The sequence below is a fragment of the Streptomyces sp. M41(2017) genome, from assembly GCF_002078175.1.
Taxonomy (GTDB): domain Bacteria; phylum Actinomycetota; class Actinomycetes; order Streptomycetales; family Streptomycetaceae; genus Streptomyces.
On sequence record NZ_MWFK01000001.1, the window covers coordinates 3,835,941 to 3,859,585 of the forward strand.

Genomic DNA, 23,645 nt, shown 5'->3' on the forward strand with positions numbered 1-23,645 from the left:
CGTAGCACGCAGCACCGGCTCGGGCCGGGGAGGGCTTACGAGCCGTCCCCGGCCCGTAGTCGTCTGCGCACCCTCATCCGAGGCATTGCCGTCGGTACACGACAGGAGATCAAGCACAGTGCAGCTGGTAGTCGCTCGCGTCGGCCGTGCCCACGGCATCAAGGGCGAGGTCACCGTGGAGGTCCGCACCGACGAGCCGGAGCTCCGGCTCGGACCCGGTGCCGTCCTGCTCACCGATCCGGCCTCCACCGGACCGCTGACCATCGAGACGGGCCGCGTCCACAGCGGCCGTCTCCTGCTGCGCTTCGCCGGCGTACGCGACCGGAACGCCGCCGAGGCGCTGCGCAACACCCTGCTGATCGCCGAGGTCGACCCGGACGAGACTCCGGAGGACCCGGAGGAGTACTACGACCACCAGCTGATGGACCTGGACGTGTTCACCACGGACGGCGCCGCGGTCGGCCGGATCACCGAGATCTCGCACCTGCCCTCGCAGGACCTGTTCGTGGTCGAGCGGGAGGACGGCACCGAGGTGCTGATCCCGTTCGTCGAGGAGATCGTCGTCGAGATCGACCTGGAGGAGCAGCGGGCCGTCATCGACCCGCCGCCCGGTCTGATCGACGACCGCGCGGAGATCGTCTCCTCCCGCGACGCGGAGGACGACGAGGGTGGGACCACCGGCGGCGAGGACTCCGCGGGGGCGGGCGCCTGATGCGGCTCGACGTCGTCACGATCTTCCCCGAGTACCTGGAGCCCCTGAACGTCTCCCTCGTCGGCAAGGCACGCGCGCGTGGCCAGTTGAACGTCCACGTGCACGACCTCCGGGACTGGACGTACGACCGCCACAACACGGTCGACGACACCCCGTACGGCGGCGGCCCCGGCATGGTCATGAAGACCGAGCCGTGGGGCGCCGCGCTGGACTCCGCACTCGCCGACGGCTACGAGACCGGCTCCCACGGACCCGTCCTCGTCGTCCCCACGCCCAGCGGGCGCCCCTTCACGCAGGAGCTCGCCGTCGAGCTCTCCGAGCGCCCCTGGCTGGTCTTCACGCCCGCGCGCTACGAGGGCATCGACCGCCGCGTCATCGACGAGTACGCGACCCGGATGCCCGTCTACGAGGTCTCCATCGGCGACTACGTGCTCGCCGGCGGCGAGGCGGCCGTGCTCGTCGTCACCGAGGCCGTGGCCCGGCTGCTGCCGGGTGTGCTCGGCAACGCCGAGTCGCACCGGGACGACTCCTTCGCCCCCGGCGCCATGGCCAACCTCCTGGAGGGCCCGGTGTACACCAAGCCCCCCGAGTGGCGCGGCCGCGAGATCCCCGACGTGCTGGTCAGCGGTCACCACGGGAAGATCGCCCGCTGGCGCCGCGACGAGGCCCTGCGCCGTACGACGGCGAACCGGCCCGACCTCATCGAGCGCTGCGACCCGTCCACCTTCGACAAGAAGGACCGCGAGATGCTCTCGATCCTGGGCTGGCGGCCGGGTCCCGACGGCCGATTTGGGCGCAGCCCGGAGGCCGTGGAAGAATAGGCCGCTGCTCTTTGTCGTCCGGCGTGCGCCCCTGCCACAGGGGGACACGACGCCCGTCCCGACGAGGCAGCATCATCTCGGAATCCTCTCCCGTCGATGACCTGTGGCATTGACGAAGAAAGCAGACACACATGACTCACCTGCTCGACAACGTCGACAGCGCGTCGCTGCGCACCGACATCCCGGCCTTCCGCCCGGGTGACACCGTCAACGTCCACGTCCGCGTCATCGAGGGCAACCGCTCCCGTGTGCAGCAGTTCAAGGGCGTAGTCATCCGCCGCCAGGGCGCCGGTGTCCGGGAGACCTTCTCGGTCCGCAAGGTCTCGTTCTCCGTCGGCGTCGAGCGCACCTTCCCGGTGCACACCCCGATCGTCGAGAAGATCGAGGTCGTCACCCGTGGTGACGTGCGTCGCGCCAAGCTGTACTACCTCCGTGACCTGCGCGGCAAGGCCGCGAAGATCAAGGAGAAGCGCGACCGCTGAGCCCGTGCCGCCGACGTGAGCCGTCGGCGACCGAGCCGGTAAGAAGGCGTCTCATGGAGGCCGGATAGCATCTGGCCCCGATGGACACCGAAGCACAGCACGTGGAGCGCGACCGCTCCTCCCGCCCTTCCGCCTCCGAGGAGATCTCGGACACGGAGCGGCCGGAGGGACGGTCGCGTTTCGCGTTGGCGGGCCGGGCCGCCGCGTGGCTCCCGGGCGGGTGGATCACCCTGACGGTGCTGGTCTGCCTCGTCTTCCTGCTCCTGCTCAGCCGCTTCGTGATGCAGCCGTTCCAGATTCCCAGCGGCTCGATGGAGTCCGGATTGAGGATCGGGGACCGCGTTCTCGTAAATAAGTTGGCGTACCGTTTCGGTTCCGAACCGCGGCGGGGCGACGTCGTCGTGTTCGACGGCACCGGTTATTTCGGGAGCGCAGACTACGTCAAGCGCGTTGTGGGGGTAGGGGGAGACCACGTGGTCTGCTGCGACAGGGAGGGGAGACTCGAGGTGAACGACCGGTCGGTCGACGAGTCGGCGTTTCTCCACCAGGGCGACAGCCCCTCGGACGTGCCCTTCGACGTCCGGGTGCCCGACGGCTCGCTCTTCGTCCTCGGTGACCACCGCAGCCGCTCCAGCGACTCCCGCGACCATCTGGGCTCGCCCGGCGGCGGCATGATCCCCGTCGGTGACGTGATCGGCCGCGCCGACGTCATCGCCTGGCCCGCGGGCCACTGGACCCGGCTGACCCGCCCCGACGCCTACGTGCGCGTGCCCGCCGCCGGCGGTGCCCATGGGTAACCGCGGACGGCCTCGCGGAGCCCCCACGAGCGCCATGGAGAACCTGCTGCCCACCGGCACCCGGCGGGCCTCCGGGGGAGCCGCCCGTCCCAGCAGGGTGGAGCGGCGCAAGCTCGCGCGGAAGATCAAGCGGCGCAGACGGCGCTCCGCGGCCAAGGAGATACCCCTCCTCGTCGGCGTAGCCGTCCTCATCGCCCTGGTCCTCAAGACCTTTCTCGTCCAGGCCTTCGTGATCCCGTCGGGTTCCATGGAGAACACGATCCAGATCGGCGACCGGGTCCTGGTCGACAAGTTCACCCCGTGGTTCGGCTCCGAGCCCTCGCGCGGTGACGTCGTCGTCTTCAAGGACCCCGGTGGGTGGCTCACCGCCGAGGAGACCAAGAAGAAGGACGACCCCGTGGTCGTCAAGCAGTTCAAGCAGGGGCTGACCTTCATCGGCCTGCTGCCGTCCGACAACGAGAAGGACCTCATCAAGCGGGTCGTCGGCGTCGGTGGCGACACCGTCAAGTGCTGTGACGCGCAGGGCCGGGTGACGGTCAACGGCACCCCGCTGACCGAGCCGTACATCTTCGCGGGCGACAAGCCGTCCGACTTCGCCTTCGAGGTCAAGGTGCCCGAGGGGCGCCTGTTCGTCCTCGGCGACCACCGGGGCAACTCCGCGGACTCCCGTTACCACCGGACCGACAAGTTCAGCGGTACCGTCTCCGAGAAGTCGATCGTGGGCCGGGCCATGATCATCGGATGGCCCATCGGCCACTGGACGCGACTGCGCGAGCCGAGCACGTTTTCGACCGTGGCCGACGCGCCTGGAGCGTCGACCGCCGCCTCGGCGCTGTCGCATAGGGTGGCCCCTGCGGATCCAGACGGATTGATCCCGCTCCCGAGCCCTGCGGAACTCCCGCTCGTTATGGGAGTGGTGGGCCTGCGCCGAATACGGCGCGGGCGGCGGCACGGAGTGAGGAGTGGATGTGGGGGATGTGGCGGTCGGCGCACGATCCGGACACGATGGTCCCGAAGGGCAGCCGGAGCGGCCCGACGATGCGGCTGCCCCCGGAGTGGAGGACGGATCGGGTTCGGGCAGTGGTTCCGAGGGCGGTGACGCCTCGACCGGGCGTTCCGAGCAGGACCCGAACGCCAGGAAGCAGCGCTCCTTCTGGAAGGAGCTGCCGATCCTGATCGGCATCGCCCTGGTGCTCGCGCTGCTCATCAAGACGTTCCTGGTGCAGGCGTTCTCGATCCCCTCGGACTCGATGCAGAACACCCTCCAGCAGGGTGACCGCGTCCTGGTCGACAAGCTGACTCCGTGGTTCGGTTCCGAGCCGGAGCGCGGCGAGGTCGTCGTCTTCCACGACCCCGACAACTGGCTGGCGGGCGAGCCCACCGCCGACCCGAACGCCCTGCAGACCTTCCTGAGCTGGATCGGCCTGATGCCGTCCGCCGAGGAGAAGGACCTGATCAAGCGCGTCATCGGCGTCGGCGGCGACACCGTCGAGTGCAAGGGCACCGGCCCCCTGAAGGTCAACGGCAAGGCACTGAACGACTCGTCGTTCGTCTACGCGGGGAACACTCCGTGCAGCCAGGACGACGAGGGCGGCCAGTTCAAGGTCAAGGTCCCCAAGGGCATGATCTGGGTGATGGGCGACCACCGCCAGAACTCGCGGGACTCCCGCTACAACCAGGCCGACAAGCACCACGGCATGGTCCCGGTGGACGACGTCGTCGGCCGCGCCATCGTCAAGGCCTGGCCGATCAACCGCTGGGGCACTCTTCCGGTCCCGGACACCTTCGACCAGTCCGGCCTGAACGCCAAGGCGGCCGCCGCGGTCACGGCGCCCGGAGCCGTCGCGCTCGTCGGCGCGGTGCCGCTCGTGCTGGTGCGCCGCAGGCGCAAGGCGTCCAAGGACGACTGACGACCTCGTCGTCCCCGGCCTCGGGGCCGGTCGCCCCGGAGTATCCGGAGCGACCGGCCCCCGCCCGTTCCGGCGGGATCGACGACCGGCACGCGTCCCGTGAACACCCCGCGCACCGGCGATCCGCACAGGTCTTCCACATGGCGCCCGGGCCCGTGATCGTTGTCCGAACCATGGGCTGACCGCGGACCGTACCCCCGGGTAGGGTGCGGTCCCATGGGTGGCGAGAGCGCAACACGTACGGCCCCGCGCAGCGGTGGCGTGGCCAGGGACCAGGCGGGCGGCAAGGTCGGACAGCGGTTGTCCGGGCTGGCCGTCGCGCTGGGCCTGGTGCTGTTCCTCGGTGGGTTCGCCTGGGGAGTGGTGGTCTACCTGCCGTACACGGTGCCCACCAGCTCGATGGCGCCGACGATCAACGTGGGCGACCGGGTCCTCGCGCAGCGCATCGACGGAAGCGACGTCCGCCGCGGTGACGTCGTCGTCTTCAAGGACAAGGCGTGGGTCACCAACGCGTCCGTGGTCAAGCGCGTGGTCGCCGTCGGCGGTGACACGGTCTCCTGCTGCACCAAGGGCAAGCTGACCGTCAACGGCAAGCAGATCGACGAGCCGTATCTGCCCGAGGGCAGCCTCGCCGAGATCACCAACTTCCCCACGGTGAAGGTCCCCAAGGGCCGCCTGTTCCTGCTCGGCGACGAGCGTCAGGGCTCCCTCGACTCCACCGCGCATCTGACGGACGCCGCCGGCGGCACCGTGGCGCGCGGCGCCGTGTCCGCGCGGGTCGACGCCGTCGCCTGGCCCATGAACGGCATGCTCGAACGCCCCAGCGGTTTCGAGCCCCTCGGTGCTCTGTCCCAGCCGGGCCCGCTCCGTACGATCGTCGCCGCGGTGATCGCCGGTGCCGTGCTCGTGCTGGGCGGCGCCGCCTACGGGCCCATCGCCAAGCGGGCGGGCCGCTCCCGCACGAAGACGGAGCCCGCCGGTGCCCGCTGAGCCGGCGGACGACCGCCAGGAGACGCCCGAGGGCGGTCTGCGCAGGGTCGCCCGGGTCGTCCTGCTCGATCCGCAGGACCGTGTCCTTCTCCTGCACGGGCACGAGCCGGACGATCCCTCGGACGACTGGTGGTTCACCCCGGGCGGCGGTCTGGAGGGGGACGAGACCCGGGAGCAGGCCGCGCTGCGGGAACTCCTGGAGGAGACCGGTATCACGGAGGTCGAGCTGGGGCCGGTGCTGTGGCAGCGGATCTGCGCCTTCTCGTTCGCCGGGCAGCGCTGGCACCAGGACGAGTGGTACTTCCTGGCCCGTACGACCCAGACGGCCACGGCGGCCACCGCGCTGACCGACCTGGAACGGCGCAGCGTCGCCGGAGCGCGCTGGTGGACGTGCCGGGAACTGACCGAGGCACATGAGACGGTGTATCCGACCAAGCTCGCCGGGCTGCTCCGCAGGGTGCTCGACGAGGGTCCCCCGGCCACACCCGAGATCCTCGACACGGAAATCGTCTAGGGGTTCCCGGGGCTGGCGCACAATAGGGGGACGCACGGCTGAAGGGGAACATGCCATGAGCGCCGAGGACCTCGAGAAGTACGAGACCGAGATGGAGCTGAAGCTCTATCGGGAGTACCGCGACGTCGTCGGTCTGTTCAAATATGTGATCGAGACCGAACGGCGCTTCTACCTCACCAACGACTACGAGATGCAGGTGCACTCGGTCCAGGGTGAGGTGTTTTTCGAGGTGTCCATGGCGGACGCCTGGGTGTGGGACATGTACCGGCCCGCTCGCTTCGTGAAGCAGGTGCGCGTTCTCACATTCAAGGACGTGAACATCGAGGAGCTGAACAAGAGCGACCTGGAGCTGCCGGGCGGCTGACGCGAAGGCGGCTGGGCGGCCGACTGAGGTCGGGCCGGACAGTGGGCCGGCGAGGCCGGGAACCGAGGGGTTCCCGGCCTTCGTGTTTCTCCGTCGTGACTCGTGCGGGTGATGGGTATGTCCACAGTCGCGCGGCTGTCCACCAAGATCCACAAGCCGCGCGGTGCGGCCTCAGTGTGGAGGCCGGAGGTGGTGCCGACATGAAGACGACCGAGGCACGGGACGACGCACACAGCGACGTACGCGACGGCGCACAGAACAACGCACACAGCGACGCAAGCAACGACGCACGCGACGGCGCACGGAACCACGCACGGAACGCACTGGGCAGGTACGGCGAGGATCTGGCCGCGCGACGGCTGACCGAGGCCGGAATGACGGTCCTGGCGCGGAACTGGCGGCCCGGCAGGACGGGCGAGATCGACATCGTGGCGCGGGACGGCGACGCGCTCGTCCTCTGCGAGGTCAAGACGCGCAGGGCCGGCACGTTCCAGCACCCGATGGCGGCCGTGACACCGGCCAAGGCCCGTCGGCTGCGGGGCCTCGCCGAGCGCTGGCTCCAGGAACACGGAGGAGCCCCACCGGGCGGAGTCCGCATCGACCTGATCGGCATCGTCCTCCCCGACCGCGGCGCGCCCGTGGTCGAGCACGCGCGGGGGGTGGCCTGAGATGGGCTTCGCGCGGACGTGTTCGGTGGCCCTGGTGGGCGTGGAGGGCGTGGTCGTCGAGGTCCAGGCGGACCTGGAGCCGGGTGTCGCGGCGTTCACCCTGGTGGGGCTTCCCGACAAGAGCCTGACGGAGAGCCGGGACCGGGTCAGGGCCGCGGTCGTGAACTCCGGCGCCGCCTGGCCGCAGAAGAAGCTGACGGTGGGGCTCAGCCCGGCCTCCGTGCCGAAGGGGGGTTCGGGATTCGACCTCGCCGTCGCGTGCGCGGTGCTGGGAGCCGCCGAGCGGATCGATCCCCGGGTGCTCGCCGACATCGTGATGATCGGGGAGCTCGGGCTCGACGGCAGGGTGCGGCCGGTCCGCGGGATCCTCCCGGCGGTGCTGGCGGCGGCGGACGCGGGCTACGAACAGGTGGTGGTCCCCGAGTGCGCCGCGGCCGAGGCGTCGCTGGTCCCCGGGGTCTCGGTGCTCGGCGTCCGCAGCCTGCGCCAGCTCATCGCGGTGCTCGCCGACGAACCGGTGCCCGAGGAGAACCCCGACGAGCAGGGCCGTCCCGATCCGCTGCTGGCCGGCCTGCGCGTCCCGGGGACCGGGGAGGCCACCGGCCTGTGCGGCATCGCCGTCCCGGAACACGACCAGGGGCACGATCTCGCCGACGTCGTCGGCCAGTTGTCGGCCCGCACGGCGATGGAGGTGGCGGCAGCCGGAGGGCACCACGTCTTCCTGCAGGGTCCACCCGGAGCGGGCAAGACCATGCTCGCCGAGCGGATGCCGTCCCTCATGCCGCCGCTGTCCCGGCAGGAATCCCTGGAGGTGACCGCGATCCACTCCGTGGCCGGCCTGCTCCCGCCCGGCAAACCGATGGTCGACATCGCCCCCTACTGCGCGCCGCACCACTCCGCGACCATGCAGTCCCTCGTCGGCGGCGGCAAGGGCCTCGCGCGACCCGGCGCGGTGTCCCTGGCCCATCGCGGAATCCTGTTCCTGGACGAGGCACCGGAATTCAGCGGCTTCGTCCTCGATGCCCTGCGCCAGCCGCTGGAAGCGGGACACGTGGTGATCGCGCGCAGCGCCGGCGTCGTGCGGTTCCCCGCGAAGTTCCTGATGGTGCTGGCCGCCAATCCCTGCCCCTGCGGCCGTTTCAGTGTGACGAACGACTTCTGCGAATGCCCGCCCTCGGCCATCCGCCGCTACCAGGCACGGCTGTCCGGCCCCCTGCTCGACCGGGTCGACCTGCGCGTCGAGGTGGAGCCCGTCACCCGTTCCGAACTCACCGCGCGGGGCGCCCGGGGCGAGTCCACCAGGATCGTCGCCGAGCGGGTGCGCGCCGCCCGCGAGCGGACCGCCGCCCGCCTCACCGGGACGCCCTGGCACACCAACAGCGAGGTCCCGGGGCGTGAGCTGCGCAGCCGCTGGCAGGCGGTGCCGGGCGCGATGGACGACGCCGAGCGGAGCCTGGAGCGCGGGCTGCTCACGGCCCGGGGCCTGGACCGGGTGCTCCGCGTCGCCTGGACGGTCGCGGACCTGTCGGGAAACGACCGCCCCGACGCCGGTGATGTGGCCCTCGCCCTCCAGCTGCGTACCGGGGTTCCGCGCGGGGTGCCGATGGCGATCGGCGCACCGGTATGACGGACGACGGCGAGCGCAGGGCCCGCGTCACGCTCTCCCGCGTCGTCGAACCCGGCGACGAGGTCTGTGGACGGTGGGTCCGGGAGGTCGGGGCGCGGGAAGCCGTGCGGTGGCTGTCCGGCGGCGAGGGTCAGCCGCGCGGGATGACCGACTCCCGCTGGGCGGGACTGCGGGCCAGGGCCGAGCGGGCCGACCCGGAGGGCGACCTCGGCCGGGCGCGGGATGCCGGAGTGCGGTTCGTCTGCCCGGGCGACCCCGAATGGCCGGCGCAACTGGACGACCTGGGGGACGGGCGGCCCCTCGGGCTGTGGGTCCGGGGACTGTCCAGCCTGCGGATATGGGCGCTGCGGTCGGTCGCCGTCGTCGGCGCCCGGGCCTGCACCGAGTACGGCGCGCACATGGCGGCCACCCTCGGCGCCGGCCTCGCCGAGCGGGGCTGGGTCGTGGTGTCCGGCGGCGCGTACGGGGTGGACGGCGCCGCGCACCGAGGCGCCCTCGGCGCGGGCGGCGCCACCGTCGCCGTGCTCGCCTGCGGGGTCGACCGGCCCTACCCGCGCGGCCACACCCAGTTGATCTCCAGGATCGCGGAACAGGGGCTCGTGATCGGGGAGTTGCCGCCCGGCGCCCATCCCACACCGAGCAGATTCATCCTCCGGAACCGCGTCATCGCGGCACTCACCCGGGGCACCGTGGTCGTCGAGGCGGCGTATCGCAGCGGCGCGCTCGTCACCGCCCGCGCGGCACAGCGGCTGGGGCGGTTCACCATGGGAGTGCCGGGCCCGGCCACCAGCTCGCTCTCCGCGGGGGTGCACGAACTGCTGCGCGGAGAAGCGGTCCTGGTCACGGACGCCGCGGAAGTCGCCGAACTGGTCGGTGACATGGGCGAGCTGGCCCCGGAGCGGCGCGGACCCGTGCTGCCGCGCGACCTCCTGCCCCCGGGCGCCCGGCGCGTCCTGGCCGCGCTGCCGGCGCGGCGACCGTCGGCCGTCGACGAGATCGCGCGCGGAGCGGCCACCACCACGGACGACGCGGTCGGGAGACTGTACGAACTCCGAGCACTTGGATTCGTCGAACGACACGGCGACGGCTGGAAGTTGACACGCCAGGCGTCGACCTCCGTGCGCGATGATCGGGAGGGTCGCTGACCGAGCGTGTTCGGCCGTCCGGGGGAACGCCGACGCCCCTGCGGATTACCGCAGTTGGCGGATCCTGACGGTCACGCAGCGCGACCGTCGGGATGCCGGGAGCCGCCTCCCGGACCCCCTCCGCGTCCGGGTGACAGCCTTCCCTTCGCACACTGCGACTGTCCAGTCACGCTACGCTCACGAGGATCCGACGCAGGCACACCATCTCGGTATGAAGCCGACAGACACCCAGGCACCCCCAGTTCACGGCAGAACGGCACAAGGCGACGAATGCCCCAGCACACCTCCGGGTCCGACCGGACGGCGATCCCGCGAGCCGCCCGCGACGGCGGCAGCGTGCGCCCGCCCGCTCCCTCGACACTCGACGAGCTGTGGCGGTCGTACAAGTCGACCGGTGACGAGCGGCTGCGCGAGCAGTTGATCCTGCACTACTCACCGCTGGTGAAGTACGTCGCGGGACGGGTCAGCGTGGGCCTGCCGGCCAATGTCGAGCAGGCCGACTTCGTGTCGTCCGGGGTGTTCGGGCTGATCGACGCGATCGAGAAGTTCGACATCGAGCGCGAGATCAAGTTCGAGACGTACGCGATCACCAGGATCCGCGGCGCCATGATCGACGAACTGCGCGCCCTCGACTGGATCCCGCGGTCGGTCCGGCAGAAGGCGCGCAACGTCGAACGCGCCTACGCCACGCTGGAGGCCCGGCTGAGACGGACCCCATCGGAGACCGAGGTGGCCTCCGAACTGGGCATCGCGGTGGAGGAACTGCACGCGGTGTTCAGCCAGTTGTCGCTGGCCAACGTGGTCGCCCTGGAGGAACTGCTGCACGCCGGCGGCGAGGGCGGTGACCGGCTGAGCCTGATGGACACCCTGGAGGACACCGCCGCCGACAACCCGGTCGAGGTCGCCGAGGACCGGGAACTGCGCAGGCTCCTGGCGCGGGCGATCAACACCCTGCCCGACCGGGAGAAGACCGTCGTCACGCTCTACTACTACGAGGGGCTGACACTCGCCGAGATCGGCAACGTACTCGGCGTGACGGAGAGCCGGGTCAGTCAGATCCACACCAAATCCGTACTCCAGCTGCGCGCCAAGCTGGCCAGTTTCGGGCGCTGACCAGCCCGTTCGTCCGGATCGCCGCAGCCTGTCTCCCGTGTCCCCGGGCCGCCTGGCACACGGCCGGGTGGGTGGAGTGGCTCCCGTACGCGGCGGAGCGTCCGTACAGTGGTTGACGTGCCAAGGATTCGAGCGGCCTCCGTGGCCGAGCACCGGTCGATGCAGCGAGCCGCCCTGCTGGACGCGGCGCGCTCCCTGTTGTCCGAGGGCGGGACGGAGGCGCTGACCTTCCCGGCTCTCGCCGAGCGCACGGGCCTCGCGCGGTCCTCGGTGTACGAGTACTTCCGCTCCCGGGCCGCCGTCGTGGAAGAACTCTGCGTGGTCGACTTCCCCGTCTGGGCCGCCGAGGTCTCCGACGCGATGGCCGCCGCCGAGGGACCCGAGGGCAAGGTCGAGGCGTATGTGCGCCGGCAGCTCGCCCTGGTCGGGGACCGGCGGCACCGCGCCGTGGTCGCCATCTCCGCCAGCGAACTCGACGCGGGCGCGAGGGAGAAGATCCGGGCCGCGCACGGCGGGCTGGTCACGATGATCGGCGAGGCGCTGGCCGCCATGGGCCACGCCGAGCCGCGGCTCGCCGCGATGCTGCTGCAGGGTGTGGTCGACGCCGCCGTGCGCCGTATCGAGCTCGGCGCCGCCGAGGACCCCACCGCGATCACCGAGGCGGCCGTCGCGATGGCCCTCCGGGGCGTTCGCGGCTGACCGTCGCCATGGCGCTGCCGGGCGTTCGTGGTTGCGGCCGACCCTTTCGGCAACCCTGCCGGTGTCTGAACCGACCCGCGCCAGGTGCCGTCGGCGCCCGGTGTCAGCGCTCCGGTGGCGGTCCGTCGAGCGGCAGCAGGCGGGACGGGCCGAGGCCCAGCAGCCAGGGCGGCATCAGGGACAGCGGGTTCAGGTAGACCTCGCCTCTGAGCAGGCCCCAGTGCAGACAGGACGCCGGCCCGCAGTGGGTGTCGCGCGTCCCCTCCACCGTCCCGAGCACCGTGCCCGCGAGGACCTCGTCGCCCTGGCGCACCGACGCCCGCACCGGGCCGTACGTCGTGCGCAGCGGAGGGGACCCGGTGCCCGACAGTTCCACCGAGACGACCCCTCTGCCCGCTACCCGGCCGGCGAAGGACACCCTGCCCGGGGCGACGGCGCGCACCTGGGCGCCGGGGAGGGCTTCGAGGTCGACGCCGCGATGGCCCCGGGAGTAGGCCGTCGCCGGCGGCTCCCAGCCACGAACGACCGGGGGACGAACCCCTACCGGCCAGGAACGGGCGATTGCCGGGACAGCAGGATCGGCCACGGGAGGCGTGGCGGATCCGTTGGGCGCCGGGGTGCCGGCGCCCCCGGTCGGGAGCCCGGCGTCGGCGTCGGACGGGTCCGCCGGTTCGGCCTCCGGCAGGCGGCCGGGATCGGCACGGGGCCCGTCGCCGGACCCGGCGGACCCATCGCCTCCGGGGGTGGGGGTGCCGACGGCGACCGGGCGAGTGGCCCGAAACGGTGGTGCGGGCCCGCCTCCGCGGGGCAGGTCGGAGGAAGTGAGGGCCACGGACAGGGGCCCGGTCGCGGGGGCGCGGACGGGCGTCGACGCCGGGGCGGCGGGGGTCAGGGCACCCAGGACGGTCAGCGTCACGCAGAGGAGAAGGCCCGCCCGGGTACGCACGCATCGGTTCGGTCGCATGCGGAAACCGTCCCGCATCGAGCGGATCATGGCCGGGATCTGTGGAGTACCGGCCGGTTGTGGACAGCGGCGTCACCCGGCCCCTCTCGGGTCCCGTACACTTCTGGTGGCGATTCGGGTCACCGAGTCGACTTCGCACGCCCCGACATCTGGTCTTCAGTACCGGTGTCAGCGCCTCTCGGTCCTTTGTGGCACGGCGCATCGCGGGCGTCAGGCGCGAGTGCCGTCCGGCACACGCGGTACAACCGAGAAAACCTAGGAGAACGGCCATGGCCGTCGTCACGATGCGGGAGCTGCTGGAAAGCGGCGTCCACTTCGGTCACCAGACCCGTCGTTGGAACCCGAAGATGAAGCGCTTCATCTTCACGGAGCGCAACGGCATCTACATCATCGACCTGCTCCAGTCGCTGTCGTACATCGACCGCGCCTACGAGTTCGTCAAGGAGACCGTCGCCCACGGCGGCACGGTCATGTTCGTCGGCACGAAGAAGCAGGCGCAGGAAGCCATCGCGGAGCAGGCCACCCGCGTCGGCATGCCCTACGTCAACCAGCGCTGGCTGGGCGGCATGCTCACCAACTTCTCGACCGTCTACAAGCGTCTGCAGCGCCTCAAGGAGCTCGAGCAGATCGACTTCGAGGACGTCGCCGCGTCGGGTCTCACCAAGAAGGAGCTTCTCGTGCTCTCGCGCGAGAAGGCCAAGCTGGAGAAGACCCTCGGTGGTATCCGCGAGATGCAGAAGGTGCCCAGCGCCGTCTGGATCGTGGACACCAAGAAGGAGCACATCGCGGTCGGCGAGGCCCGGAAGCTCAACATCCCGGTCGTCGCCATCCTCGACACCAACTGTGACCCCGACGAGGTCGACTACAAGATCCCGGGCAACGACGACGCGATCCGCTCCGTCACCCTGCTCACCCGCGTGATCGCCGACGCCGTCGCCGAGGGCCTCATCTCCCGTTCCGGCGCCGGCAAGGCCGCCGAGGGCGACAAGGCCGCCGGCGAGCCGCTGGCCGCGTGGGAGCGCGACCTGCTCGAGGGCGAGAAGAAGGCCGACGAGCCCGAGGTCCAGACCTCCGCCGAGACGGAGAAGGTCGCCGACGCCGAGCAGGCCGACGCCCCCGCCGCCGAGGCCGAGGCTGTCGAGGCCCCCGCTGCCGAGGCCGAGGCCCCTGCCGCCGAGGCCCCCGCCGCGGACGCCGAGCAGGCCTGACCCCTCAGCCCTTCGGGTGTGTGAACGGCGGGGGCCCACAAAGCCCCCGCCGTTCGTCCCGTAGATCTTCAGACTTCGAGAGAGATTCCAGGAATCATGGCGAACTACACCGCCGCCGACGTCAAGAAGCTCCGTGAGCTCACCGGCGCCGGCATGATGGACTGCAAGAAGGCGCTCGACGAGGCCGACGGCAGCGTCGACAAGGCCGTCGAGGCCCTGCGCATCAAGGGCCAGAAGGGCGTCGCCAAGCGCGAGGGCCGCTCCGCCGAGAACGGCGCCGTGGTCTCCATCATCGCTGACGACAACACCTCCGGTGTCCTGGTCGAGCTGAAGTGCGAGACGGACTTCGTCGCCAAGGGCGAGAAGTTCCAGGCCGTCGCCAACCAGATCGCCCAGCACGTCGCCGCCTCCTCCCCGGCGGACCTCCCCGCGCTCCTCGGCTCCGAGATCGAGCCGGGCAAGACGGTTCAGGCGTTCGTCGACGAGGCCAACGCCAACCTGGGCGAGAAGATCGTCCTGGACCGCTTCGCCCAGTTCTCCGGCGCGTACGTGGCCGCGTACATGCACCGCACCATGCCCGACCTGCCCCCGCAGATCGGTGTCCTGGTCGAGCTGGACAAGGCCGACGCCGACCTCGCCAAGGGCATCGCGCAGCACATCGCCGCCTTCGCGCCGAAGTACCTCTCCCGTGAGGACGTTCCGGCCGAGGTCGTCGAGACCGAGCGTCGCGTCGCCGAGGAGACCACCCGCGCCGAGGGCAAGCCCGAGGCCGCCCTCCCCAAGATCGTCGAGGGTCGGGTCAACGGCTTCTTCAAGGAGGCCACCCTCCTCGGTCAGCCGTACGCGCTCGACAACAAGAAGTCCGTCCAGAAGGTCCTGGACGAGGCCGGTGTCACCCTGAAGCGCTTCTCGCGCATCAAGGTCGGCATCTGAGTCCGTACCGCGATCGACGCGCGACCCCTATAGGGTCGACAGCAGTCGTCCGCGTACGCCGGCACCCACGCGCGTGTGCCGGACGACAGCAGATCTGACGAGGAGGCCATTGCCGAGCACGGGATGCGAACACACCCCACCGGCAATGGCCTTCTTCGTATGTGCACCATGAGGAGATCTCCATGACCACCACCCCGGCCGACAAGGGCGACAAGACCGACGACGGCAAAGGCACGGGACGCTTTCTGCTGAAGCTGTCCGGCGAGGCGTTCGCCGGAGGCGGCGGACTGGGCGTCGACCCCGACGTGGTGCACAAGATCGCCCGCGAGATCGCGGCCGTCGTGCGCGGCGGAGCCCAGATCGCCGTCGTCATCGGCGGCGGCAACTTCTTCCGCGGCGCGGAACTGCAGCAGCGCGGAATGGACCGGGCCCGTTCCGACTACATGGGCATGCTCGGCACCGTCATGAACTGCCTCGCCCTCCAGGACTTCCTGGAGAAGGAGGGCATCGACAGCCGCGTCCAGACCGCCATCACCATGGGTCAGGTCGCGGAGCCGTACATCCCGCTGCGCGGCGTACGGCACCTGGAGAAGGGGCGCGTGGTCATCTTCGGCGCCGGCATGGGCATGCCGTACTTCTCCACCGACACCACGGCCGCCCAGCGCGCCCTGGAGATCGACGCCGAGGCGCTCCTCATGGGCAAGAACGGCGTCGACGGTGTCTACGACTCCGACCCGAAGACCAACCCCGGGGCGGTCAAGTTCGACTCCCTCAGCTACAGCGAGGTCATCACCCGGGACCTCAAGGTCGCCGACATGACGGCCATCACGCTGTGCCGGGACAACAAGCTGCCGATCCTGGTCTTCGAGCTCCTGGCGGAGGGCAATATCGCGCGGGCCGTCAAGGGTGAGAAGATCGGCACACTCGTCGGCGACCAGAACGGCCGGGCCTGACGGGGAACGTTCCCGTCCGGGTACGAACCCCGGACGCGGACGGACCCTGACCGGGGGATGGACAATGTCCTGCCGGTCCGGAACCGTGCAGGAACAAGACGCGACGCAGCCGGCCGCCGACCCCGACGAGGAACAGCTGCCGGGCCTACTCAAGACACGCAGGAGCAAGTGGTGATCGAAGAGACCCTCCTCGAGGCCGAGGAGAAGATGGAGAAGGCCGTCGTGGTCGCCAAGGAGGACTTCGCCGCGATCCGCACCGGCCGTGCGCACCCGGCGATGTTCAACAAGATCGTGGCCGACTACTACGGCGCGCTGACGCCGATCAACCAGCTGGCCTCGTTCTCCGTGCCGGAGCCGCGCATGGCCATCGTGACCCCGTTCGACAAGAGCGCGCTGCGCAACATCGAACAGGCGATCCGCGACTCCGACCTGGGCGTCAACCCCAGCAACGACGGCAACATCATCCGTGTGACCTTCCCCGAGCTGACGGAAGAGCGTCGCAAGGACTACATCAAGGTCGCGCGGACCAAGGGCGAGGACGCCAAGGTCTCGATCCGTTCCGTGCGCCGCAAGGCGAAGGACGCCCTCGACAAGCTCGTCAAGGACAAGGAGTCCGGCGAGGACGAGGTCCGTCGTGCGGAGAAGGAGCTCGACGACACCACGGCGAAGTACGTCGCCCAGGTGGACGAGCTCCTGAAGCACAAGGAAGCGGAGCTGCTCGAGGTCTGATGAACGACTCTTCCTGGGGGGCGCCGCCACAAGCCGGGTACTGGGGGCCGTCCGAGCAGGGGCCTGTCCAGGGGGCAACCCCGGCGGGTCCCACGTACGATGCGCATGACGCGCAGCACACTCGGCCCATGCCCACCGTGCCCGACGTACCCGCACATGGCGGAGACCAGGATGACGACCCGGGGGCCGCTCGGCCGAGCGGCCCCTTGTTCCACGACGACGCACCGTCGACGGCGCCCTACGGCGATCCGTCGCACAACCCGCAGAGCCCGCAGGAGCCCATGCCCAGCGCCGCCCCCCAGCCCGCCCCCGCACCTCCGAAGAAGAGTGCGGGACGCGACCTGGGCGCGGCCATAGGAGTGGGCGTCGGGCTCGGCGCGGTGATCGTCGCGTCGTTGTTCGTCGTCAAGGCCGTCTTCGTCGGCGTGATAGCGGTCGCCGTGGTGGTGGGGCTCTGGGAGCTCACCTCACGGCTGGAGGAGCGCAAGGGCATCAAGGCGCCCCTCGTACCGCTCGCGGTCGGCGGGGCGGCCATGGTCGTCGCCGGATACGTGCGGGGCGCCGAGGGCGCGTGGGTCGCCATGGCCCTGACGGCGCTGGCCGTCCTGGTCTGGCGTATGACCGAACCGCCCGAGGGATACCTCAAGGACGTCACGGCGGGGGTCTTCGCGGCCTTCTACGTGCCGTTCCTGGCGACGTTCGTGGCCATGATGCTCACGGCCGACGACGGCCCGCGCCGCGTCCTGACCTTCCTGCTCCTGACGGTCGTCAGCGACACCGGCGCGTACGCGGTCGGCTGGCGTTTCGGCAAGCACAAGCTGGCGCCGCGCATCAGCCCCGGCAAGACCCGTGAGGGTCTGTTCGGAGCGGTCGGCTTCGCGATGGTCGCGGGTGCGCTGTGCATGCAGTTCCTGATCGACGACGGCACCTGGTGGCAGGGTCTGGTCATCGGCCTCGCGGTCGCTGCCAGCGCCACGCTCGGCGACCTCGGCGAGTCGATGATCAAGCGGGACCTCGGCATCAAGGACATGGGCACGCTCCTGCCGGGCCACGGCGGCATCATGGACCGGCTGGACTCGCTCCTGCCGACGGCTCCGGTGGTCTGGCTCCTGCTCGTCCTCTTCGTCGGCTCGGGCTGACCGGCTCTGCCCACCCCACGCGTTCGTTTCCGCGTACCTACGACACCGCCCCTCCCGGTCGGATGATCACCACACGGTGACTCATGTGACCAGGAGGGGCGGTGTCGTCAGTTCGGGCCGTAGGTGTGGGGCGGACCCTCCTGCCAGTGGACCCATGCCGGGTCGTCGAGGAGGTCCTCGGCGTCCGGGAGGCCCGCGCGGCGGAGGAACTCGACGAGGTCGGCGTCGCTGTGCGCGAGGCCGGCGCTCCGCGCGCGGATGGTGACGCGGCGGCCGCCGTTCCCTGCGGGGCGGCCCACGACGACGGGTGCGGTGGGGGTGTTCGTGGGGTCGGGGCCGTCAGCGCCGGCGACAGGGGTGGGGCCGGTGGAGCCAGTGGGGTCGGATGATGCGTGGTCGTTGTTCACAGGACACCGAGATTCCGGTTCGGCGATCGTGCCGCCGCCGCGGGGCGGCCGCCGGGCCGGCCGGACGAGGCCGGTGGGCGGGCGCTCCGGACGGGACACGTTATCGGACACGAGTTCGATTCTAGGTCCAAGCGGCGCGAGGCGAGAGCACTCTGCCGGAACGGGCCGGACGCGAGTGGTCCCGGCGGGCACTGTGCGCGGGGTGTCCTGGGTGACGCAAGGGCCCCGAAGGCCCGAATCGAGCGGGCGCGGCCCGGTTCCGTCGGTGCCGGGACACGGGGGCCCGGGTCATGCGATCCGATCTGCGACACTGGTACAGCCATGCCTAAGCCCGGAGAACTCACCTTTGTAGCGCCGCGCGGAGCCAAGAAGCCGCCGCGGCACCTCGCCGATCTCACGCCTGCCGAGCGCAAAGAGGCGGTTGCCGCGATCGGTGAGAAGCCGTTTCGTGCCAAGCAGCTCTCGCAGCACTACTTCGCCCGGTACGCGCACGACCCCGAGCAGTGGACGGACATCCCGGCCGCCTCGCGCGGCAAGCTCCAGGAAGCGCTGCTTCCCGAGCTGATGACGGTCGTCCGGCATCTGTCGACGGACCAGGAGACCACCCGCAAGACCCTGTGGCGGCTCTTCGACGGCACGCTCGTCGAGTCCGTGCTGATGCGCTACCCGGACCGGGTGACGATGTGCATCAGCTCGCAGGCCGGCTGCGGGATGAACTGCCCGTTCTGCGCCACCGGACAGGCCGGGCTCGACCGGAACCTGTCGACGGGCGAGATCGTGCACCAGATCGTCGACGGGATGCGGGCCCTGCGGGACGGCGAGATCCCCGGCGGCCCGGCGCGGCTGAGCAACATCGTCTTCATGGGGATGGGCGAGCCGCTCGCCAACTACAAGCGCGTCGTCGGGTCCATCCGGGCCCTCACCGACCCCGAGCCGGACGGCCTCGGCCTCTCGCAGCGCGGCATCACCGTGTCGACGGTCGGCCTCGTGCCCGCCATCAACCGGTTCGCCGACGAGGGCTTCAAGTGCCGTCTCGCGATCTCCCTGCACGCTCCGGACGACGAGCTGCGCGACACCCTCGTCCCCGTGAACACGCGGTGGAAGGTGCGCGAGGTGCTGGACGCCGGATGGGAGTACGCGGCGAAGTCCGGGCGGCGCCTGTCCATCGAGTACGCGCTCATCCGGGACATCAACGACCAGGCGTGGCGGGGTGACCGGCTCGGCCGGATGCTCAAGGGCAAGCCCGTGCACGTCAACCTCATCCCGCTGAACCCGACCCCGGGCTCGAAGTGGACCGCCTCGCGGCCCGAGGACGAGAAGGCGTTCGTCGAGGCGATCGCCGCGCACGGTGTGCCGGTGACCGTCCGGGACACCCGCGGCCAGGAGATCGACGGAGCGTGCGGTCAGCTCGCCGCGACCGAGCGGTAGTCTGAGGCGCGTCCGTACAACTTCATATCCCTTACATCTTCATATTCCGACAGGGGAGCGCCACAGCGCTGAGAGTGCGGGACAGACCGCAGACCCTCTGAACCTTGCCCAGGTCATTCTGGGTAGGAAGTTCGGTCATCACTCAAGCTGTTGCGCCCTGCCCGGGATCTGTCAGAGGTCCCGGGCAGGGCCGCGTCTCTTCCTGGTCAGCCAGGAGGAATCAGTGAGCACCACCACCAGCAAGCGGTTCGCGGCCACGGCCGTCGGGCTGAGCCTCGTCGCGCTGCCCGTCCTGTCGGCGTGCGGCTCGTCCGACGCCGGCGCCTCGGGGGATCCGAAGACCGTCACACTCGTCACCCACGACTCGTGGGTGGTCTCCAAGAGCGTGCTCAAGGACTTCGAGAAGCGGTCCGGGTACACGGTCCGCGTCCTGAAGGACGGCGACGCGGGGCAGGCCGTCAACAAGGCGATCCTGACCAAGGACAACCCGCAGGGCGACGTCTTCTTCGGCGTCGACAACACCCTGCTGAGCCGGGCTCTCGACAACGGGCTCTTCCAGTCCTACGAGGCCAAGGGCTCCGACGGGATCGACCGGCAGTACCGCGTCGACCAGGACAAACACCGGGTCACCCCCATCGACTCCGGCGACATCTGCGTCAACTACGACAAGGCGTACTTCAGCAAGCACAAGCTGGCGCCGCCGACGTCGTTCGACGACCTGGCCGATCCCGCGTACAAGAACCTCCTCGTCACCGAGAACGCGTCGACCTCCTCGCCCGGTCTCGGCTTCCTGCTCGGGACCGCGGCGAAGTACGGCGACGACCAGTGGCAGGACTACTGGAAGAAGCTCAAGGCCAACGGCGTGAAGGTCGTCGACGGCTGGGAGCAGGCCTACAACGACGAGTTCTCCGGGTCCGCCGGCGGCAAGAAGGCCAAGGGCGACCGCCCGCTCGTCGTCTCGTACGCCTCCTCGCCGCCCGCCGAGGTCGTCTACGCGGACCCGAAGCCCGGCACCGCCCCCACCGGGGTCGTCGACGGCACCTGCTTCCGCCAGGTCGAGTACGCGGGTCTGCTGAGCAACGCCTCGAACACCAAGGGCGGCAAGGCGCTCCTCGACTTCCTGCTCACCAGGGAGTTCCAGGAGGACATGCCGCTGAACATGTTCGTGTACCCCGTCACCGGCACCGCCAAGGTGCCCGAGGAGTTCACGAAGTTCGGCCCGCAGGCCAAGGACCCGGAGACCCTGGCGCCCTCGAAGATCGCCGCCGACCGCGACCAGTGGGTCAAGTCGTGGACCTCGCTCGTACTGAAGTAGCCGGACGGAACCCGCGCGCGGCCCGTCGGCAGGGCGCGACGCGGCTCGGTCTCATGGCCCTGCCCGTCGCGTTCTTCGCGGTGTTCTTCGCGTACCCCGTGGTCGCGATCGTCGCGCGCGGGCTCCATGTCGACGGCGGCTGGCGGTTCGGCCGGCTCTGGGACGTCCTCGCCCAGCCCGGCATCCGGCACGTGCTGTGGTTCACCACCTGGCAGGCGCTCGCCTCCACGGCGCTCACGCTGCTGGTCGCGCTCCCCGGCGCGTACGTGTTCGCGCGCTTCGAGTTCCGGGGCAAACAGCTCCTGCGGGCCGTGGTCACCGTGCCGTTCGTGCTGCCGACCGTCGTCGTCGGCACCGCGTTCCTCGCGCTCCTCGGCCGCGGCGGGCTGCTCGACGAGCTGTGGGGCATACGCCTGGACACCACCGTGTGGTCGATCCTGCTCGCGCACGTCTTCTTCAACTACGCCGTCGTCGTACGGACCGTCGGCGGGCTCTGGTCGCAGCTCGACCCCCGGCAGGAGGAGGCCGCGCGGATGCTCGGTGCCTCACGCCTCGCGGCCTGGCGCAGGGTGACGCTTCCCGCGCTCGCCCCCGCCGTGGCCGCCGCCGCCCTCATGGTCTTCCTCTTCACCTTCACCTCGTTCGGTGTGGTGCAGATCCTCGGCGGCCCCACCTTCTCGACCCTGGAGGTCGAGATCTACCGGCAGACGTCCGAGATCTTCGACCTCGGGACGGCGGCGGTGCTGACGATCGTCCAGTTCGTGGCGGTCGGGGCCATCCTCGCCGTGCACGCCGCGACCGTCCGCCGCCGTGAGACGGCGCTGCGGCTGGTGTCCGCGGAGACCACCGCGCGCAGGCCGCGCGGCGCCGGGCAGTGGGCGCTCCTCGCCGGGGTGCTGGCGAGCGTCGCCGTCCTCCTCGTGCTGCCCCTCGCCGTCCTCGTCCAGCGCTCCCTCGACGCCCCGGGGTTCCGCTACTACCGGTCGCTGGCCGACGCCGACGGGGGCACCTTCCTGGTCGCCCCGATCGCCGCCGTCGGCAACTCGCTGGAGTACGCGCTCGCCGCCACCGCGATCGCCCTGCTGATCGGCGGGCTGGCGGCCGCGGCCCTGACCCGCCGCGCGGGCCGTCTCGTACGGGGCTTCGACGCGCTGCTGATGCTGCCGCTCGGCGTCTCCGCGGTGACCGTCGGCTTCGGATTCCTGATCGCCCTGGACGAGCCGCCCCTGGACCTGCGGAGCAGCTGGATCCTCGTGCCGCTGGCCCAGGCGCTCGTCGGTGTCCCCTTCGTCGTCCGCACGATGCTGCCCGTCCTGCGGGCCGTGGACGGGCGGCTGCGGGAGGCCGCGGCCGTGCTCGGGGCGTCACCGTGGCGGGTGTGGCGCGAGGTCGATCTGCCGATGGTGCGGCGCGCCCTGCTGGTCGCCGCCGGGTTCGCGTTCGCCGTCTCCCTCGGGGAGTTCGGGGCGACGGTCTTCATCGCGCGGCCCGACAACCCGACGCTGCCGGTCGCCGTGGCCCGGCTGCTCGGGCGCGCCGGCGATCTCAACTACGGCCAGGCGATGGCCCTTTCGACCATCCTGATGGCGGTCTGCGCGGCCGCGCTACTGCTGCTGGAACGGGTACGCACCGACCGGACCGGGGAGTTCTAGATGCTGCTGAGCCTCAGGGGCGCGACCGTACGCTTCGGCGGACGGGCCGTGCTCGACGCGGTCGACCTCGATGTCACCGAGCACGAGATCGTGTGCGTCCTCGGCCCCAGCGGCAGCGGCAAGTCCACCCTTCTGCGCACGGTAGCCGGCCTCCAGCCGCTGGACGCGGGCAGCGTGACCCTGGACGGGCGCGACCAGGCGGCGGTGCCCGCGCACCGGCGGGGCGTCGGCCTGATGTTCCAGGACCACCAGCTCTTCCCGCAGCGGGACGTGGGCGGCAACGTCGCCTTCGGGCTGCGCATGCACGGCGCCCCGAAGGGCGAACAGGCCGCGCGGGTCGCGGAGTTGCTCGAACTCGTCGGCCTGCCCGGCGCGCGGAACCGGGCCGTCGCCTCCCTCTCCGGCGGCGAGCAGCAACGCGTCGCGCTGGCCCGCGCGCTCGCCCCGCGCCCCCGCCTGCTGATGCTCGACGAGCCCCTCGGCCAGCTGGACCGCTCGCTGCGCGAACGGCTCGTCGTCGAACTGCGCGGACTCTTCGGAGAATTGGGCACGACGGTGCTCGCCGTCACGCACGACCAGGGGGAGGCCTTCGCACTCGCCGACCGGGTCGTGGTGATGCGCGACGGACGGATCGCCCAGTCCGGCACGCCTCTTGAGGTCTGGCAGCGGCCGGCGGACGCCTTCGTCGCCCGGTTCCTCGGCTTCGACAACGTGGTGGACGCGACCGTGAGCGGCGAGGCCGCCGACACCCCCTGGGGGAAGGTCCCGGTGCCCGAGGGCGCCGCACAGGGGCCCGGCACGCTCCTCGTACGGCCCGCGGGCGTCCGGCTGGTGGCCCCGGCGGACGGGCTGCGCTGCACGGTCGCCGCACGCACCTTCCGGGGGACCCACGTGGCCGTACGGCTCCAGCCCCGGGACGCGCCGGAGCTGGAGGCGGCGTGCGCGTTGCGGGAGGCGCCGGAGCCAGGTGAGGCGGTCGGAGTGCAGTTCGACCCCGCCGAGATCGTGCTGCTCGGCGGATAGCCGTTCCCCGGGTCCGGGCCGTCCCTCCGGGTCCGGGGCGGAACAGGCGTGT

Annotated in this window: 25 protein-coding genes and 1 riboswitch; of the genes, 23 read left to right on the forward strand and 2 right to left on the reverse strand. The window is 70.9% G+C overall.

The window, feature by feature from the left end; genetic code table 11:
* The first annotated feature begins 118 nt into the window (after positions 1 to 118).
* The 14 genes from rimM to B0675_RS17035 all read left to right on the forward strand — a co-directional run bounded on the left by rimM (position 119) and on the right by B0675_RS17035 (position 11,842).
* Positions 119 to 712, forward strand: coding sequence for a ribosome maturation factor RimM (gene rimM / locus B0675_RS16970; RefSeq protein ID WP_081219660.1), 594 nt, complete (start codon positions 119 to 121; stop codon positions 710 to 712).
* Positions 712 to 1,533, forward strand: a complete 822-nt coding sequence (gene trmD, locus B0675_RS16975) for a tRNA (guanosine(37)-N1)-methyltransferase TrmD (protein WP_081219661.1) — start codon at positions 712 to 714, stop codon at positions 1,531 to 1,533. Before rimM ends, trmD begins: the two co-directional genes overlap by 1 nt.
* A 131-nt stretch (positions 1,534 to 1,664) precedes the next feature.
* A complete protein-coding gene (gene rplS / locus B0675_RS16980) occupies positions 1,665 to 2,015 on the forward strand; it encodes a 50S ribosomal protein L19 (RefSeq protein WP_081219662.1) in 351 nt (116 codons plus the stop codon).
* An 80-nt stretch (positions 2,016 to 2,095) separates the two neighbouring features.
* Positions 2,096 to 2,812 carry a signal peptidase I gene (gene lepB, locus B0675_RS16985; protein WP_081219663.1) on the forward strand — a complete coding sequence of 239 codons (717 nt, stop codon included), beginning with the start codon at positions 2,096 to 2,098 and terminating at the stop codon, positions 2,810 to 2,812.
* Positions 2,805 to 3,911, forward strand: coding sequence for a signal peptidase I (gene lepB, locus B0675_RS16990; protein WP_241539801.1), 1,107 nt, complete (start codon positions 2,805 to 2,807; stop codon positions 3,909 to 3,911). The genes lepB (B0675_RS16985) and lepB (B0675_RS16990) overlap by 8 nt, the downstream gene beginning before the upstream one ends.
* Positions 3,868 to 4,722: a signal peptidase I gene (lepB, locus tag B0675_RS16995; protein ID WP_164374908.1), complete on the forward strand. Its 855-nt coding sequence runs from the start codon at positions 3,868 to 3,870 to the stop codon at positions 4,720 to 4,722. Before lepB (B0675_RS16990) ends, lepB (B0675_RS16995) begins: the two co-directional genes overlap by 44 nt.
* Before the next feature lie 216 nt (positions 4,723 to 4,938).
* Positions 4,939 to 5,712, forward strand: a complete 774-nt coding sequence (gene lepB, locus B0675_RS17000; RefSeq protein WP_081219665.1) for a signal peptidase I — start codon at positions 4,939 to 4,941, stop codon at positions 5,710 to 5,712.
* Complete coding sequence (locus B0675_RS17005) at positions 5,702 to 6,226, forward strand: NUDIX hydrolase (protein WP_081219666.1); 525 nt, start codon at positions 5,702 to 5,704, stop codon at positions 6,224 to 6,226. Before lepB (B0675_RS17000) ends, B0675_RS17005 begins: the two co-directional genes overlap by 11 nt.
* A gap of 55 nt (positions 6,227 to 6,281) precedes the next feature.
* A complete protein-coding gene (locus B0675_RS17010) occupies positions 6,282 to 6,590 on the forward strand; it encodes a DUF2469 domain-containing protein (RefSeq protein WP_003965949.1) in 309 nt (102 codons plus the stop codon).
* A 323-nt stretch (positions 6,591 to 6,913) separates the two neighbouring features.
* Positions 6,914 to 7,258: a YraN family protein gene (locus B0675_RS41980; protein WP_241539950.1), complete on the forward strand. Its 345-nt coding sequence runs from the start codon at positions 6,914 to 6,916 to the stop codon at positions 7,256 to 7,258.
* A gap of 1 nt (position 7,259) precedes the next feature.
* A complete protein-coding gene (locus B0675_RS17020; protein WP_081219668.1) occupies positions 7,260 to 8,885 on the forward strand; it encodes a YifB family Mg chelatase-like AAA ATPase in 1,626 nt (541 codons plus the stop codon).
* Complete coding sequence (gene dprA, locus B0675_RS17025; RefSeq protein ID WP_081219669.1) at positions 8,882 to 10,030, forward strand: DNA-processing protein DprA; 1,149 nt, start codon at positions 8,882 to 8,884, stop codon at positions 10,028 to 10,030. Before B0675_RS17020 ends, dprA begins: the two co-directional genes overlap by 4 nt.
* Positions 10,031 to 10,300: 270 nt before the next feature.
* The gene (gene whiG, locus B0675_RS17030) at positions 10,301 to 11,143 is read left to right on the forward strand and encodes an RNA polymerase sigma factor WhiG (RefSeq protein WP_081219670.1); all 843 of its coding nucleotides are present in this window, start codon (positions 10,301 to 10,303) and stop codon (positions 11,141 to 11,143) included.
* Positions 11,144 to 11,284: 141 nt separating this feature from the next.
* Positions 11,285 to 11,842: a TetR/AcrR family transcriptional regulator gene (locus tag B0675_RS17035; RefSeq protein ID WP_081219671.1), complete on the forward strand. Its 558-nt coding sequence runs from the start codon at positions 11,285 to 11,287 to the stop codon at positions 11,840 to 11,842.
* 103 nt (positions 11,843 to 11,945) lie between these two features.
* Here the strand turns inward: B0675_RS17035 and B0675_RS17040 are convergent, their stop codons facing one another.
* Positions 11,946 to 12,806: a M23 family metallopeptidase gene (locus tag B0675_RS17040; protein WP_081221833.1), complete on the reverse strand. Its 861-nt coding sequence runs from the start codon at positions 12,804 to 12,806 to the stop codon at positions 11,946 to 11,948.
* Positions 12,807 to 13,075: 269 nt separating this feature from the next.
* Between B0675_RS17040 and rpsB the strand changes: the two genes are divergently transcribed.
* The 5 genes from rpsB to B0675_RS17065 all read left to right on the forward strand — a co-directional run bounded on the left by rpsB (position 13,076) and on the right by B0675_RS17065 (position 17,768).
* On the forward strand, positions 13,076 to 14,014 hold the full coding sequence (gene rpsB, locus B0675_RS17045; protein ID WP_081219672.1) for a 30S ribosomal protein S2: 939 nt from the start codon (positions 13,076 to 13,078) through the stop codon (positions 14,012 to 14,014).
* Between the two features lie 96 nt (positions 14,015 to 14,110).
* Complete coding sequence (gene tsf, locus B0675_RS17050) at positions 14,111 to 14,947, forward strand: translation elongation factor Ts (protein WP_081219673.1); 837 nt, start codon at positions 14,111 to 14,113, stop codon at positions 14,945 to 14,947.
* Positions 14,948 to 15,129: 182 nt separating this feature from the next.
* Positions 15,130 to 15,900, forward strand: a complete 771-nt coding sequence (gene pyrH, locus B0675_RS17055; protein ID WP_081219674.1) for a UMP kinase — start codon at positions 15,130 to 15,132, stop codon at positions 15,898 to 15,900.
* Positions 15,901 to 16,071: 171 nt separating this feature from the next.
* Entirely contained in the window at positions 16,072 to 16,629 is a 558-nt protein-coding gene (frr, locus tag B0675_RS17060; RefSeq protein ID WP_081219675.1) for a ribosome recycling factor, read from the forward strand.
* Positions 16,629 to 17,768 carry a phosphatidate cytidylyltransferase gene (locus B0675_RS17065; protein WP_081219676.1) on the forward strand — a complete coding sequence of 380 codons (1,140 nt, stop codon included), beginning with the start codon at positions 16,629 to 16,631 and terminating at the stop codon, positions 17,766 to 17,768. Before frr ends, B0675_RS17065 begins: the two co-directional genes overlap by 1 nt.
* A gap of 107 nt (positions 17,769 to 17,875) precedes the next feature.
* On the opposite strand, the gene B0675_RS17070 is transcribed toward B0675_RS17065, so the two are convergent.
* On the reverse strand, positions 17,876 to 18,067 hold the full coding sequence (locus B0675_RS17070) for a hypothetical protein (protein ID WP_081221834.1): 192 nt from the start codon (positions 18,065 to 18,067) through the stop codon (positions 17,876 to 17,878).
* A 429-nt stretch (positions 18,068 to 18,496) separates the two neighbouring features.
* Here B0675_RS17070 and rlmN point away from each other — a divergent pair, with 429 nt between their 5' ends.
* From rlmN to B0675_RS17090, 4 genes are all read left to right on the forward strand, one after another.
* Positions 18,497 to 19,603 carry a 23S rRNA (adenine(2503)-C(2))-methyltransferase RlmN gene (gene rlmN / locus B0675_RS17075; RefSeq protein WP_081219677.1) on the forward strand — a complete coding sequence of 369 codons (1,107 nt, stop codon included), beginning with the start codon at positions 18,497 to 18,499 and terminating at the stop codon, positions 19,601 to 19,603.
* Positions 19,604 to 19,644: 41 nt separating this feature from the next.
* Positions 19,645 to 19,750, forward strand: a riboswitch (TPP riboswitch).
* A gap of 76 nt (positions 19,751 to 19,826) precedes the next feature.
* Positions 19,827 to 20,918, forward strand: a complete 1,092-nt coding sequence (locus tag B0675_RS17080) for a thiamine ABC transporter substrate-binding protein (protein WP_081219678.1) — start codon at positions 19,827 to 19,829, stop codon at positions 20,916 to 20,918.
* Positions 20,894 to 22,570: an iron ABC transporter permease gene (locus B0675_RS17085; protein ID WP_081219679.1), complete on the forward strand. Its 1,677-nt coding sequence runs from the start codon at positions 20,894 to 20,896 to the stop codon at positions 22,568 to 22,570. The genes B0675_RS17080 and B0675_RS17085 overlap by 25 nt, the downstream gene beginning before the upstream one ends.
* Complete coding sequence (locus B0675_RS17090) at positions 22,571 to 23,593, forward strand: ABC transporter ATP-binding protein (RefSeq protein WP_081219680.1); 1,023 nt, start codon at positions 22,571 to 22,573, stop codon at positions 23,591 to 23,593.
* Positions 23,594 to 23,645 lie beyond the last annotated feature (52 nt).

Coding starts and splice junctions, on each gene's coding strand:
- trmD (WP_081219661.1), top strand. CDS start 712: ATGCGGCTCGACGTCGTCACGATCTTCCCCGAGTACCTGGAGCCCCTG.
- rplS (WP_081219662.1), top strand. CDS start 1,665: ATGACTCACCTGCTCGACAACGTCGACAGCGCGTCGCTGCGCACCGAC.
- lepB (WP_081219663.1), top strand. CDS start 2,096: ATGGACACCGAAGCACAGCACGTGGAGCGCGACCGCTCCTCCCGCCCT.
- lepB (WP_241539801.1), top strand. CDS start 2,805: ATGGGTAACCGCGGACGGCCTCGCGGAGCCCCCACGAGCGCCATGGAG.
- lepB (WP_081219665.1), top strand. CDS start 4,939: ATGGGTGGCGAGAGCGCAACACGTACGGCCCCGCGCAGCGGTGGCGTG.
- B0675_RS17010 (WP_003965949.1), top strand. CDS start 6,282: ATGAGCGCCGAGGACCTCGAGAAGTACGAGACCGAGATGGAGCTGAAG.
- B0675_RS17020 (WP_081219668.1), top strand. CDS start 7,260: ATGGGCTTCGCGCGGACGTGTTCGGTGGCCCTGGTGGGCGTGGAGGGC.
- dprA (WP_081219669.1), top strand. CDS start 8,882: ATGACGGACGACGGCGAGCGCAGGGCCCGCGTCACGCTCTCCCGCGTC.
- whiG (WP_081219670.1), top strand. CDS start 10,301: ATGCCCCAGCACACCTCCGGGTCCGACCGGACGGCGATCCCGCGAGCC.
- B0675_RS17040 (WP_081221833.1), bottom strand. CDS start 12,806: ATGCGACCGAACCGATGCGTGCGTACCCGGGCGGGCCTTCTCCTCTGC.
- rpsB (WP_081219672.1), top strand. CDS start 13,076: ATGGCCGTCGTCACGATGCGGGAGCTGCTGGAAAGCGGCGTCCACTTC.
- tsf (WP_081219673.1), top strand. CDS start 14,111: ATGGCGAACTACACCGCCGCCGACGTCAAGAAGCTCCGTGAGCTCACC.
- pyrH (WP_081219674.1), top strand. CDS start 15,130: ATGACCACCACCCCGGCCGACAAGGGCGACAAGACCGACGACGGCAAA.
- B0675_RS17065 (WP_081219676.1), top strand. CDS start 16,629: ATGAACGACTCTTCCTGGGGGGCGCCGCCACAAGCCGGGTACTGGGGG.
- rlmN (WP_081219677.1), top strand. CDS start 18,497: ATGCCTAAGCCCGGAGAACTCACCTTTGTAGCGCCGCGCGGAGCCAAG.
- B0675_RS17090 (WP_081219680.1), top strand. CDS start 22,571: ATGCTGCTGAGCCTCAGGGGCGCGACCGTACGCTTCGGCGGACGGGCC.